Source organism: Parabacteroides faecalis, assembly GCF_022809355.1.
In the GTDB taxonomy this organism is placed as follows: domain Bacteria; phylum Bacteroidota; class Bacteroidia; order Bacteroidales; family Tannerellaceae; genus Parabacteroides; species Parabacteroides faecalis.
The window spans coordinates 12,756-25,678 of record NZ_JAKZMM010000026.1 but is presented as its reverse complement, the minus strand read 5'-3'; the positions used below and the strand labels follow the sequence as shown (position 1 = coordinate 25,678).

Genomic DNA, 12,923 nt, shown 5'->3' with positions numbered 1-12,923 from the left:
TAAAAATAGTAGTAATGAATAGATTAGAGATGATGACAGACGAAGATCTTGTCGTCCTTTATGCAAAAGGTAATAACGCTGCTTTTGATGTTTTGTTAAGCCGATATCAAAGTAGTATTCATTCCTATATTTTCTTTATCGTTCGTAACAAAGAGTTGGCTGAAGATATCTTTCAGGAAACTTTTGTTAAAGTGATTATGACTATTAAGCAAGGCCGTTATACTGATAATGGTAAGTTTAAAGCATGGATCACACGGATAGCTCATAACCTGATTATAGATAATTATCGCCAGGAGCGTAATGAGAATACGGTTTCAAATGATGAAGTCGAAGTAGATTTGCTGAATAATATCAAGTTGTGTGATGGTACTATTGAAGATAAACTGGTGAAGCATCAGATACTGGCCGACGTTCGGAAACTGTTGAAATCCTTGCCTGATAATCAACGGGAAGTTCTGGAAATGCGTTATTATCGCGATTTGAGTTTTAAAGAAATCGCCGATTTGACGGGGGTTAGTATTAACACGGCTTTAGGACGGATGCGTTATGCTATATTAAATCTTCGCCGCTTGGCCGAAGAACATCATATTGAATTATCATTGGCATAAGAAAAAACTATAAATATACTGGATAGACACAATATTTTCATAGATGATTCGTTTTTTATATAGAATGATAAAAAATAGAATGCCTATGAAGAAAATATCTACGTCATGTTTTTCAAAGTTTGATCATTCATTTAAAGCGCAACATGCAGGATCAGAGGTTAAGCCTCGTCGGCAAACACTGGATTTTTTACATCAGTTTGCTCGTTCCTATCATGTGGAATCTTCTTTAGATTCAGACTTATGCGGCTTTGTGATGAACTGATCATGGAATAGGAGAAAAGAGGATACATTGACTTGTATTCTCTTTTTTTTTACCTTTGCTTAAAATTTAAGGATTCTTTATGAAACAATTGATTGCTCCTTCCTTATTGGCTGCCGATTTTATGAATTTGCAGCGAGACGTTGAGATGATTAATCAGAGTGAGGCAGATTGGTTACATTTAGATATTATGGACGGCGTGTTTGTCCCTAATATTTCTTTTGGCTTTCCTGTTCTGAAAGGATTGAAAAAGATTTGCCGGAAACCGATGGACGTACATCTGATGATTGTTGAACCGCATAAGTTTATTCGTGAGGTTGCTGAAACCGGTGCGTATTTGATGAATGTACATTATGAAGCATGTACACATTTACATCGGACGATTGCCGGAATTCATGAAGCAGGGATGAAAGCGGGCGTTACATTAAATCCTCATTCGCCGGTTAGTTTACTGGAAGATATTGTTCAGGATGTGGATGTCGTCATGTTGATGTCGGTTAATCCGGGTTATGGTGGTCAGACTTTTATTGAACATACGGTCGAGAAGACACGCCAATTACGTGAAATGATTGATCGGAAAGGTTTGAATACGCTGATAGAAATAGACGGAGGCGTAAACTTGGAAACTGGTAAGCGCTTGTTGGAAGCTGGGGCCGATGTATTGGTGGCCGGTAGTTTTGTATTTAAGGCTCCTGATCCAAATGCGATCATTAAGGAATTGAAGATGCTGAATAGTTGATGTGTAGATGTTGAGTCACATAACGAAGTGGCATTAAAATAATCTATATCTTCTCAAAACTGAAACTATGACAAAGGAATTAAGAAAGCGGCCCTTTGCCAGGCCGCTTTTTGTTTGGTTATGTGGAATATGTATATCGGTGTACGTTCCTTTCGAATGTGCAGCTATTGGATTAGGCTGTATCTGTCTTTCTCTTATGTTCTTTTCTCGTAATGTACAGAGAGAAAAATCTCTGTATGGCGAAAGATGGCAATGGGGCACTTGGTATCTGTTGCTTTTATTGGCATTATCTTGTGGCTATGTTTACTATCGCTTGAAGACAAACCATTCTTTTTATTATGCAGACTGGTTGGAATGGTGTCAGCTATGGCAGAGAGAACTGTTGGAACCCATCGATTTACTTGATTTATCTGAATGGAAGAAAAATGTTTTGGCAACACTGACTCTCGGTTATCGTCAGGAGTTAGAAGGAAGTGTGAGAGAGCGATTCTCTCTGGCTGGTGCTGCGCATATTCTGGCGGTCAGTGGTTTTCATGTGGGTGTGGTGTATTCATTCCTCCGGTTGTGTTTATTCCCTTTGTCGGATAAGTCCAGACTCCGGTATTTAAAGGCCGTATTACTGCTGGTTTCTATCTGGTTGTTTGCAGCCATTACTGGTTTGGCCGCATCGGCTGTTCGGGCAGCTTGGATGCTTTCTCTCTATTTGATTGGAGTAACTATTCGGAAGAAACGTGATTCATATAATACCTGGTGTGCAACGGCCTTTTGCATGTTGGTGTATAACCCGTTCTACCTGTTTGATATCGGATTCCAGTTGAGTTTTCTGGCTGTCCTTTCTATCTTCTTTTTCTATCGCCGTATTGCTTCTTTGTTTCAGTTGAGAAATCCGTTTATCCGGATTCCTTGGGACTGGTTTGCTATTAGCCTGGCTGCCCAGATCGGAACGTTTCCTTTATGTTTGTATTATTTTGGAGAAATGTCTTCCGTTTCGTTGCTGGCTGCATTGCCGGTTTCCTTTTTTTCTATCTTGATCATTCCGTTGGCATTAGTATGGATTGTTCTTGTCAAACAGGGTTGGGTTTGTATGCCTTTACATGAAATGACCAGTTGGCTGACCGATACATTTTGTTCTTTTGTCGACCGGATAGGACGTGTAGATCCGGTTACTCCGGCCGAGCCTCTTTCTGTCTTTATGCTGTTTGAAGTATATCTATCTCTTTTGTTTTTATGTTTTTATATCCGGGAAAAATATCCCAGGTACTTAGTGACTGCACTTTTTTTCTTTTTTCTCTTTTCAGCGTCTATGCTTATTGAACGAATAAGTTGAGGAATATTCAGAAAAAGATGTACCTTTGTGCCGATTAAAATGTAGATTTCATGATTACTAAAATCATTGCTGAAGAGCTGATCCAGAAAGCTAAAAAGTATGTTGAAAAAGGTGATAAGTTTGTTATTGTCACACATGTTTCTCCCGACGGAGACGCTTTAGGTGCTTCCTTAGGATTATATCATTTCTTGAATACTTATGGTAAAGATCAGGTAACAGTTATTGTACCTAACGATTTTCCGCCGTTCTATCGCTGGATGCCTGGAGCCAAAGATGTTGTTGTGTATGACAAGTACCAGGAATTTGCCGACCAGTTATTGCGCGATGCCGATGTTATTTTCTGTTTGGACTTTAATGAACCCAAACGAGTTGAAAAGGTAGCTGATGCCTTGTTGGCAGCCGAAGGCAGAAAAGTCATGATTGATCATCATTTGAATCCGGCTGATTTTTGTCGGGTTACCATGTCTTATCCGCAGATGTCGTCAACCAGCGAAATGGTATTCCGATTTATTTGTCGGATGGGTATGTTTGATTTGTTACCTCGTGAATCGGCTGTTTGTATTTATACCGGAATGATGACCGATACCGGATCATTTACTTACAATTCGAACAAGCCGGAAATTTATACTATCATCGGTGAGTTGATCAAGAAAGGCATTGATAAGGATGAAATCTACCGGAAGGTATTTCAGGTCTATTCAGAGAGCCGTTTGCGTTTGCAGGGATATGTATTGTATGAGAAGATGAAAGTTTATCCGGGCAAGCATACGGCAATGATGTCTTTGTCGGCTGAAGAACTGGAACGTTTCCATTATGTGTCGGGCGACTCGGAAGGCTTTGTCAATATGCCATTGAGTATCGAGGATGTTTGTTTCAGTGTTTTCTTGCGGGAAGACAAGGATTATATCAAGGTTTCGTTGCGCTCGGTAGGTGATTTCCCTTGCAATGAGTTTGCTTCCAAATACTTTCATGGTGGCGGGCATAAAAATGCTTCGGGTGGAGAATTTTTCGGGACATTGGAAGAAGCAATCGCCTGTTTTGAGAATGCATTAGAAGAGTTTAACCCGAGCTTAAGGAAAGAAAACAGAGAGAATCAGCCGTAAAATTCTCAGAGAATGTCTATATTTGCCTTTAATTACATTTATAATAGAATCAAATGAATAAAATATTAGGAAGTTCGTTGATGATGACTGCTGTTTTGTTGATTACTTCATGCGACAAAACACAATCTTATGCCGATATGTTGAAAGCCGAAGAAAAGGCGGTTGAGAGGTTGATGGACGAAGAAGACATCGTGGTTTTGAAAGAATATCCAGCTGATGGCGTGTTTAAGGAAAATGAGTTCTATCAGATGGATAATGATGTTTATATTAATGTCATTGATTCCGGAAATGGAAATAGAATAGGTACGAAACGTCAGAATGTCAATTGTCGTTTTGTGGTGCGTTTCTTCAAGTCGGATACTCTTGAACTGGATGGTTTTGCCAGCTCGCGCCTGCCTGTTACTTTTTCTTATCAGAAATACACAGAAGATTACTATATTTGGGGATATGATCAGAATGATACCAATGTGGATGCGGTGATGAGTAGCTTCATCTGCGAAGGTTTGGCTTCAGGCCTGCAGCATGTGGGCGATAGCGCCGTGGTAAAACTGATTGTTCCGTTTAAAGTGGGACCGAGTTCTTTCCAGTCATCTGGAGAACCGCTTTATTTCCCGAAAGTAAGATATACTTTTGAGCAGTAAATCATTGTTTAATCTATAATATACTATGACATTAATTAAATCTATTTCCGGTATTCGCGGTACGATTGGTGGAGATCCGGAAGACGGCTTGAATCCGTTGGCTATAGTCAAGTTTGTAGCTGCGTATGCAACGTTTATTCGCAAGAATACGAAAGTGACGACTAATAAGATTGTTGTTGGTCGGGATGCCCGTATTTCTGGCCCGATGGTAAAACAGGTGGTTTTAGGAACTTTAATGGGCATGGGTTTTGATGTAGTGGACATTGATCTGGCTACTACACCGACAACTGAACTGGCTGTGGCTATGGAAGGAGCATGTGGAGGTATTATTCTGACAGCAAGTCACAATCCGAAACAGTGGAATGCTTTGAAGCTGCTGAATGAAAAAGGTGAATTCCTGAATGCAGCAGAAGGGGCTGAAGTGTTGGCTTTGGCAGCAAAAGAAGATTTCCAGTTTGCGGATGTGGATCATTTGGGTAAGGTAATTACTGATACGACATATATCCAGAAACACATTGATTCTGTATTGAAGTTGGATTTGGTCGATGTAGAAGCAATCAAGGCTGCGAACTTCAAGGTGGCAATCGACTGTGTGAATTCAGTGGGTGGTATTGCCATTCCGGCTTTGCTGGAAGCTTTGGGTGTAAAGCAGGTATTGAAGCTGAACTGCGAACCGACAGGTCACTTTGCGCATAACCCGGAACCGCTGCCAGAACACCTGACGGATATTTCTAATCTGATTCGTACAGAAAAGGCAGATGTTGGTTTTGTAGTGGATCCGGATGTGGATCGTTTGGCCATTGTTTGCGAGAACGGCGAAATGTTCGTTGAAGAATATACTTTGGTAGCCGTAGCTGATTATGTTTTAAGCCGTACGCCGGGTAATACAGTCAGCAACCTGAGCTCAAGCCGTGCTTTGAGAGACGTAACTCGTCGTTATGCCGGTTGTGCATACAATGCTGCTGCCGTAGGGGAAGTGAATGTGGTTACGAAGATGAAGGAAACCAATGCCGTGATCGGTGGTGAAGGTAATGGCGGTGTGATTTATCCGGCCAGCCATTATGGTCGTGATGCCTTGGTGGGCATTGCTTTGTTCCTGACTCATCTGGCTAAGAAACAAATGACGGTAAGTGAATTGCGTGCTACTTATCCTCCTTATTTCATCTCCAAGCAAAAGGTTCAGCTGACTCCTGAGATTGATGTGGATGCCATTCTGGCAAAGGTGAAAGAAAAGTTTGCCCAGTATGATATCACGGATATTGATGGTGTGAAGATCGATTTCCCTGACAAATGGGTTCATCTGCGCAAGAGTAATACGGAACCGATTATCCGTATCTATTCAGAAGCTCATACCATGCAGGAAGCTGAAGAACTGGGTGGCGAATTGATTCAGATCATCCATGAGATGTGTAAATAAGCAGCGACAGTTAATCTTCTTATAAAAGGAAATCGCCAATCTGAAAATGTCTTCAGATTGGCGATTTCCTTTTTATGTGACCTGAATCATCAGATGAAGAGATTCAGGTTTGCTTCTTCGGCTCTTTCCAGGTAGGTGGCAACACCGCCTAATTTGACGTGATTCAGTAGTTCTTCCTGCTTGACTCCCATCACATCCATACTCATGGTGCAGGCAATCATTTCTACTCCGTTGTCGATAGCCTGTTGTATCAGACTTTCCAAGCTGTCAATTCGTTTCTGCTTCATGATCATCCGCATCATCTTGCTACCCATACCGCCCATATTCATCTTAGACAGTTTGAGCTTTTCACTGCTGGATGGAAGCATCCAACCGAACATTTTTCCCATGAGGTCTTTTTCGACGGCCGGTTTGTTCTGCTTCTTGATGATGTTCAGTCCCCAGAACGTGAAGAAAAGGGTGACTTTTTTCCCTGCTGCCGCTGCTCCATTGGCAATCACAAAGCTGGCTAATGCCTTGTCGAGGTCGTCACTGAAAACAACGATGGTCTTGTGATCGGCAGGCTGGCTCGTGGCGGCAGAACAGACAGGCGCTGCTTTTTGGATGGTAGCAGCTACAATCCCGTTTCGGTTCTCCAGACTTGTGAGCTGGGCTCCGGTCATTTTACACCACGATGCTACGTCTTTCCCGAAAGCCTGGTCGGTAGCTTTGATGACTAGAGCTTCCCCTTCTTTCAGTTCTGCATAGTTCTTCTTCAGTTGCAGAATAGGACCAGGGCACATCAATCCACAAGCATCGACCGATAAAACTGGTTTGGATGCATTGGCCGGCTGCCCGTCGTCTGTTTTTTCTTCCGTATCGGCTTGGGCTTGGCAATGGGCATCGTTGCAGACGGGTGCCGTAGCTGTACTCCAGGTCTTGTATCCACCCGATAAGTTCCGTACATTCTTGAATCCGTTCTGTACCAAGATACGATAGGCAAGATAACCTCTTAATCCGACGGCACAAGTAACCACAATCGGCTTGTCTTTGGGCAGTTCGTCCAGATGTTCGCGTAGTTCGTCCACCGGGATATTGATAAAGCCCGGAATTGTTCCTAAGCTGTATTCATCTTTAGTACGGACATCAATCTTGACTACATCGGCTTCGAGCTTGTCGATATCGCGCCAGGTGATGATCCGAACGCGGTCTTTCAGGATGTTGTCGGCAACGAAACCGGCCATGTTAACCGGATCTTTGGCGGCGGCGTATGGAGGTGCATACGCATGTTCGAGCTCCATCAGGTCATAAATCGTACCTTCGTGCTGGATGGTCTGGGCCAACATTTCAATACGTTTGTCCACACCGCCGAATCCTACTACCTGTGCACCCAGCAACACACCTGTTTCGGGCGCAAACAAGATCTTGATGGATAAAGGAACGGCTCCCGGATAATAACCCGCATGCGAACTTCCGTGTGTATAAGAAGATATATACGGAATGCCTTCCCGTTTCAGCAGTTTGGCATTGGCTCCGGCTGCGGCAACCGTCAGGTCGAATATCTTGGCGATTGATGTTCCCATCGCTCCTTTATATACTTCCTTGTTGCCGTAAACGATATTATCGGCGGCAATACGGCCTTGCTTGTTGGCTGGTCCTGCCAATGGAATCATGGCTGGCTTGTGAGTAATCAGATGCTGGATTTCGGCAGCATCACCCAAGGCATAGATATCCGGATCCGACGTTTGCAGATAGGCATTGACCTGGATTCCGCCTCGTTCGCCCAGCGACAAACCGGCTTCGCGCGCCAGTTGGTTTTCCGGACGCACACCAATGCTCAGGATTACTAGATCGGTCTGTACGGTTTTCCCGCTTGAAAGATGAACAGCCAGGGATTGATCCGCCAGAGTCTCAAATTTCTTCACGCCGTTGCCTAGGAGCAATGTTACACCTTTGCTGGTGAGATGTTGGTGCACCATGGCTGCCATCGAAAAGTCAAGAGGAGCCATGACCTGATCGGCCATTTCAATGACCGTTACCTGCACTCCGGCTTCATGTAGGTTCTCTGCCATTTCCAGTCCGATGAATCCACCACCTACGACAACCGCTTTCTTCGGATTCGTCTGTTGTAGGAAACCTTTGATGGCATCTGTATCGGGAACATTCCGCAGGGTAAAGATTTTCGGACTGTCAATGCCTTCGATTCTTGGGCGCAACGGCTCGGCTCCCGGCGAGAGTACCAACTTGTCGTAGTTCTCTGTGTAGACTTCTCCGCTTTGCAGGTTCTTGACTTCCACCTGTTTCGTATCAGGTAATATACGGGTTACTTCCTGACGGGTACGGATGTCAATACGGAAGCGGCTGACAAACCCTTTAACAGTCTGTACAAACAGCTTGTTCCGTTCTTTGATGGTGCCGCCAATGTAATAAGGCAGACCACAATTGGCGTATGATACGTATTCCCCTCTTTCAAATAAAATGATCTGGGCTTTCTCATCGTTCCTTCTGAGGCGGGCGGCAACAGTAGCACCTCCGGCAACACCTCCAACTATCAGGTATTTCATATTATTTATAAGTTATTAGTTTCTGAGTTCGTAAGCTAAATCGTTTGTTTACTATAAGAACAAAGGTACACAATGTTTTGTTTTTATCTCCTTAAATACCGATCAATGAAATTGATGAGCTGATAGATAAAAATAGGGGTGTAAGTAAAATCTCTGTTTTTGTGACAAAAAGACTTATATTCTGATTATTTGCTGACGAGAGAAACCTGAAAACCGGATAAAATAGGAGAGAAAACGAGACTTTCCATCAGATTTCCAAAGCCTTTTTGGCAAAAGCCGGCTTATTTTTTCCAAAAGCCGGCGTGTTTTCAGTCATTTCTGGTAGGGTTTTGAGATAAAAGTAACGAAGAATCGAAACAAAATAAGTATGTTTTACTCGAAAAACGACCCTTTTCAGGGAGAAAATCTTTAAAAACGGCTCCTTTTTGTTAAAATGTATGTATTAAAAGGGCTTGTTTTGGAAAAAGAGCTCCATCAATTCTCATTTTTGAGTCCAGAATATACGCATATTCAGTCTTTTTTCGGGTGACAAAAAGAAGGAGAAAATGCTTTCAATACGAACTACCCACTCTAATTCCCGGCATGAATGCTTTATCCGTTGATCAGAATGTCACTGAAAAAACGTTTCCTATATCGATCTGTCAAACCTTAACTCTCTGTGCGTCGCTTATTTGTAATCAGTCTCGCAGTCTGGTTCAAATAACGCAAAAATGAAAGGGGTAATTTGACAAAATGTCAATACCAACTGTTGGGTTGTAGTTTGAGATCGAGATGGATTTATATGGAGTTAAGGCACGGCAGACAAGAAATATAGGGAGAATTTGAATAAAAGTAAAGAACACAATTAATTTGTCGAATAATTGAATATATTTGCGTGCTGATTGGTTATAACGAGGAAAGCTTCGGTTGTACCAGTCGGTTTTCTTTTAAGTGAAGGAGGATTTATGTTAGGTGGAAAGATCGGAGAGAGGCAAGCGATATTATATTTGTTGGGAATGAATATCATGTCAGTTGGAATCTTATTGAGTACCCGAACCAATCTGGGTGTGGCAGCGATCAGTTCGGTAGCCTATTCATACTCCACCTTTTTGCACATCTCATTCGGAACGGCCAACTTCATCTTATATATAATCTTTATCACTGCTCAGGCCATTCTCCTGAAGTCTTTATCTTATAAGTTACTGCTACAGATTCCTATGGCTTTTCTTGTCGGACTTTTTATCGACATCTACGACCTGCTTGTTCCGGTGATGAATCCGAAGTTTTTGTCGGGTCTTTTCCTGTTGATCCTGTCCAATATCCTTACAGGTGTCGGAGTTTATGCCATGACAAAGGCAAATCTGATTTTAGATCCCGGCAATGCCATTGTAGAAACATTGTGTCATGTATTACGTAAGCCCTTTTCTTATTTACGTATCCGCTTCGATATCTCTTTGGTCTTGTTTACCCTATTGTCGGGACTTATTCTTGTACACAAGGTCGTTGGCATTGGACTGGGAACCATTATATCTGCCTATCTGATTGGGAAAACCGTTGGTGTGACCGATCTGTTGATTGGAACACCCGTCACCAATTGGCTGGATGTACATAAGGAATGAAGCAAAATGAGCCGGATGTGTAAGTTAACTCCATGAACGATTAGATGGAAATTCCATTATACGCCAATAACTTTTCGGCCAGCGGAGCATAATACGTCCGCACTTCTTCAGCTGTTGGTGTGTGACCACCCGGGAAATGATAAGCATATTTGTAATGCTTCAGGAATAAAGGCTCAAAGTGCGCCAGGTGATCATTCTCTCCAAATATACCCCAAATGTTTTCCTGACTGGCTGTTTGGCAATAATCCCACTGATGCTGTTGAAGCCCGGCAAATTCGTCAATCAATGCCTGGTCGATGACAAGCTGTTGGTTTCCATTAGCCCTTGGGGACTTGTATTCATGCGAACCGATACGTTCGATAAGGAAGCGAGTCATCTCGAAATACGGATTTCCTAGCAAGGCAGGAATCTTGTTTTGGGCAGCCACTATCTGCGCCAGAAACGAACCGTTGCTGTTTCCTACCAAGATATCCGGTTTTTCTTGTTCGCATAATCTCCGGATAAAGTCGAGAGCTTCCTGTGGGTGCAGAGGTAAGTCCGGAGTCAGAACTGTAGCTTTACCGTTGAAGTAGTCTTTCAGGGCAAGAGCCGGAACGCAGGCACCCGATGCAAAGAAGCCATGAAGAAAAAGAATCTTTTGTGCCATCATCAACAACCGCTTCCGTCAATACTGCATGTCGTTCCTTCGCCGATGGGGCGTGAATGCAACCCCGCGTCTTCAGGATTCAGTGTTACTGTGCCGTCATCGAGTACAAAACAAGGAATGCCGGCAGCTCCGATACGTTTGGCTTCATCAAAAGCCGGATGATGGTCCCGGAGTTTCAGAAAAGCCTTCAGATCTCTTACGTGCCGACCGATATCAATTACTTCGTACTGGTTATTATCTTTCACTTGTTCTTCCACATACGTACAATCCGGACATGTGTCCATTCCATATATTTTTATCATAACCGTAGTCAATTAATGCATTCAAACTCCACCAAAGATAATTTATTTTACCTGATAAAGCAAATCTGCCTATTGTCAGTTTTACTCCATAAGTGAGTCCAGAATTAAAGAGACGACCACATATAGAAGTTTTCGGTAATCAGTTCTAATCATTGGTTGATCAAAGTTTTACCGGAAAAATTAGTTTTATTCAAAGGATTTGCATAGTTTTGTTTTGTAGAAAGTAAGTGGTCAGGAACGCAAGTTTGTTATAGGTAAAAACAAGGAGGAGTTTTCACTTATAGAATCAATAGGAATAGTCAATCTATCGTCGGATCAGCTTAAAGGAATGATGGAGAAATATTTTGTTCTCTAAAAATGTAGTTTGTTTGTGACGGGTTTCATGTATCAAGACTTATTCATGAAATCCAGCAAATATGTAATAACATAGAAGCTTGATAAAAATAGATTACAATTATAAACAAGAAAGTCATGAAGAAAATAAGTTCTTTTGTATTATGTGCCTTGTTGATGTCTTGTTCATTCAGCAAGAATGAGAAAAGCGATGTTTCTGAAGTATCAGCAAAAGAAGAAAGCAGTGTAACCAGACAGGAAACCGGTTTCAACACGGAATTGACATATCCCGGAAGTAAGATTTCCTTTAAAGTGAGTGTGAAAGGAGACAGTCTTGTGATTCAACCTTCCGGATTGAGTATATCCAACGAGACCTTGTATCATGATATTACCGGATATACAGTTGTCAATGCCGAAATAGGAGACTTGAATATAGACAGTTATCCGGAAGTGTTTGTCTATCTGACTTCGGATGGTAGCGGAAGTTACGGGAAATTTATCGGATACTCTGTTAACAACGGAAAGTCAGTGAGCCAAGTATATTTGCCCGAAATCTCGGAAAACAACGAAGTAAACAAAGGTTATATGGGCCATGATGAGATGGCCATTGTGGAAAATACATTTTGTCAGCGTTTTCCCATCTATAAAGACGGAGACAGTAATGCCAATCCGACTGGCGGAACCCGACAGATACAGTATAAGCTGGTGGATGGAGAAACCGGTCGAATATTGAAGATCGATAAAGTCCTGGAGTTTTAAGGTGTGATCTTTTCTTTATTGATAGACATTGATTGCTTCCCAACAATATTCACAGCCGTCGGAAAGTTCTTACCACACTTTCCGTCGGCTTTCTTTTTACCCAGTAGTGACATTCACATGATTGGCTCTGCTCCGCCATTTCCGTCCGTATTGAAATTTATATATTTATCTACTCCTGCTTTTAGCATTATTTATACTGTTTTCATGGAATGATTTCCTTCCGATAGAGTTTAACCGTTTTCAGATAGATCATCTCACAATAATAATATCAGTTTATCAAATTGAGAAAGTTAAAATAGCATTGGAAGTAAACTGGATACTTCTATTGCTTTTATATTCAATCGATTATATTCTTTATTCCTTTTCTGGCATACCAATTGTATAAGTAAAGATGAATTTTAAAACATAAAAATATGGAACTATTTACAATTGGTTTTGTAGTCTGCCTGCTAATAGGCATGAGCTGCTTTGGATTATTCGAGAGATGTATTGATTGGTTTGAAAACATTTAAAATGAAAAGGAGGAAATATCGATGTACACAGTATTATTTATTGTAGGCCTGATTATGTTTGGCTATTTAATGTATGTCCTGGTTAAGCCGGAAAAGTTCTAAGTAAGTGAGTTGACAATGTATTAAGGCTATCTGC

At 41.9% G+C, this 12,923-nt stretch carries 12 protein-coding genes; 9 read left to right on the top strand and 3 right to left on the bottom strand.

Going from position 1 to position 12,923, the window contains the following annotated elements:
* Positions 1-14: 14 nt before the first annotated feature.
* From MUN53_RS10830 to glmM, 6 genes are all read left to right on the top strand, one after another.
* Positions 15-608: an RNA polymerase sigma factor gene (locus tag MUN53_RS10830; RefSeq protein ID WP_022456305.1), complete on the top strand. Its 594-nt coding sequence runs from the start codon at positions 15-17 to the stop codon at positions 606-608.
* A 341-nt stretch (positions 609-949) separates the two neighbouring features.
* On the top strand, positions 950-1,606 hold the full coding sequence (gene rpe, locus MUN53_RS10825; RefSeq protein WP_022456303.1) for a ribulose-phosphate 3-epimerase: 657 nt from the start codon (positions 950-952) through the stop codon (positions 1,604-1,606).
* A gap of 67 nt (positions 1,607-1,673) precedes the next feature.
* Positions 1,674-2,933, top strand: a complete 1,260-nt coding sequence (locus MUN53_RS10820) for a ComEC/Rec2 family competence protein (RefSeq protein WP_243325434.1) — start codon at positions 1,674-1,676, stop codon at positions 2,931-2,933.
* A gap of 50 nt (positions 2,934-2,983) precedes the next feature.
* Positions 2,984-4,036 carry a DHH family phosphoesterase gene (locus MUN53_RS10815; protein ID WP_243325433.1) on the top strand — a complete coding sequence of 351 codons (1,053 nt, stop codon included), beginning with the start codon at positions 2,984-2,986 and terminating at the stop codon, positions 4,034-4,036.
* 53 nt (positions 4,037-4,089) lie between these two features.
* On the top strand, positions 4,090-4,677 hold the full coding sequence (locus MUN53_RS10810; RefSeq protein ID WP_243325432.1) for a DUF4827 domain-containing protein: 588 nt from the start codon (positions 4,090-4,092) through the stop codon (positions 4,675-4,677).
* Between the two features lie 25 nt (positions 4,678-4,702).
* Positions 4,703-6,094 (top strand): phosphoglucosamine mutase, encoded by a 1,392-nt coding sequence (gene glmM / locus MUN53_RS10805; protein ID WP_243325431.1) that lies wholly within the window; start codon positions 4,703-4,705, stop codon positions 6,092-6,094.
* 89 nt (positions 6,095-6,183) lie between these two features.
* Here glmM and MUN53_RS10800 read toward each other — a convergent pair whose 3' ends face one another.
* Positions 6,184-8,637 (bottom strand): FAD-dependent oxidoreductase, encoded by a 2,454-nt coding sequence (locus MUN53_RS10800; RefSeq protein WP_243325430.1) that lies wholly within the window; start codon positions 8,635-8,637, stop codon positions 6,184-6,186.
* Between the two features lie 944 nt (positions 8,638-9,581).
* Between MUN53_RS10800 and MUN53_RS10795 the strand changes: the two genes are divergently transcribed.
* A complete protein-coding gene (locus MUN53_RS10795) occupies positions 9,582-10,235 on the top strand; it encodes a YczE/YyaS/YitT family protein (RefSeq protein ID WP_243325429.1) in 654 nt (217 codons plus the stop codon).
* Positions 10,236-10,275: 40 nt separating this feature from the next.
* On the opposite strand, the gene MUN53_RS10790 is transcribed toward MUN53_RS10795, so the two are convergent.
* Both MUN53_RS10790 and MUN53_RS10785 read right to left on the bottom strand, forming a co-directional pair.
* A complete protein-coding gene (locus MUN53_RS10790) occupies positions 10,276-10,881 on the bottom strand; it encodes a YqiA/YcfP family alpha/beta fold hydrolase (protein ID WP_317236346.1) in 606 nt (201 codons plus the stop codon).
* A gap of 2 nt (positions 10,882-10,883) precedes the next feature.
* Complete coding sequence (locus MUN53_RS10785) at positions 10,884-11,183, bottom strand: glutaredoxin-related protein (protein ID WP_243325427.1); 300 nt, start codon at positions 11,181-11,183, stop codon at positions 10,884-10,886.
* Positions 11,184-11,654: 471 nt separating this feature from the next.
* Here MUN53_RS10785 and MUN53_RS10780 point away from each other — a divergent pair, with 471 nt between their 5' ends.
* Together MUN53_RS10780 and MUN53_RS18400 are read left to right on the top strand one after the other, a co-directional pair.
* Positions 11,655-12,275, top strand: a complete 621-nt coding sequence (locus MUN53_RS10780) for a PliI family lysozyme inhibitor of I-type lysozyme (protein ID WP_243325426.1) — start codon at positions 11,655-11,657, stop codon at positions 12,273-12,275.
* Between the two features lie 533 nt (positions 12,276-12,808).
* Positions 12,809-12,889 carry a potassium-transporting ATPase subunit F gene (locus MUN53_RS18400; protein WP_394803071.1) on the top strand — a complete coding sequence of 27 codons (81 nt, stop codon included), beginning with the start codon at positions 12,809-12,811 and terminating at the stop codon, positions 12,887-12,889.
* The last annotated feature ends 34 nt before the right edge of the window (positions 12,890-12,923 follow it).

Bases quoted from the DNA above. Each gene is read 5' to 3' on its own strand.
- MUN53_RS10815 (WP_243325433.1), top strand. From the start codon at position 2,984: ATGATTACTAAAATCATTGCTGAAGAGCTGATCCAGAAAGCTAAAAAG.
- MUN53_RS10790 (WP_317236346.1), bottom strand. From the start codon at position 10,881: ATGGCACAAAAGATTCTTTTTCTTCATGGCTTCTTTGCATCGGGTGCC.
- MUN53_RS10780 (WP_243325426.1), top strand. From the start codon at position 11,655: ATGAAGAAAATAAGTTCTTTTGTATTATGTGCCTTGTTGATGTCTTGT.
- glmM (WP_243325431.1), top strand. From the start codon at position 4,703: ATGACATTAATTAAATCTATTTCCGGTATTCGCGGTACGATTGGTGGA.
- rpe (WP_022456303.1), top strand. From the start codon at position 950: ATGAAACAATTGATTGCTCCTTCCTTATTGGCTGCCGATTTTATGAAT.
- MUN53_RS10785 (WP_243325427.1), bottom strand. From the start codon at position 11,183: ATGATAAAAATATATGGAATGGACACATGTCCGGATTGTACGTATGTG.
- MUN53_RS18400 (WP_394803071.1), top strand. From the start codon at position 12,809: ATGTACACAGTATTATTTATTGTAGGCCTGATTATGTTTGGCTATTTA.
- MUN53_RS10795 (WP_243325429.1), top strand. From the start codon at position 9,582: ATGTTAGGTGGAAAGATCGGAGAGAGGCAAGCGATATTATATTTGTTG.
- MUN53_RS10810 (WP_243325432.1), top strand. From the start codon at position 4,090: ATGAATAAAATATTAGGAAGTTCGTTGATGATGACTGCTGTTTTGTTG.
- MUN53_RS10800 (WP_243325430.1), bottom strand. From the start codon at position 8,637: ATGAAATACCTGATAGTTGGAGGTGTTGCCGGAGGTGCTACTGTTGCC.
- MUN53_RS10830 (WP_022456305.1), top strand. From the start codon at position 15: ATGAATAGATTAGAGATGATGACAGACGAAGATCTTGTCGTCCTTTAT.
- MUN53_RS10820 (WP_243325434.1), top strand. From the start codon at position 1,674: ATGACAAAGGAATTAAGAAAGCGGCCCTTTGCCAGGCCGCTTTTTGTT.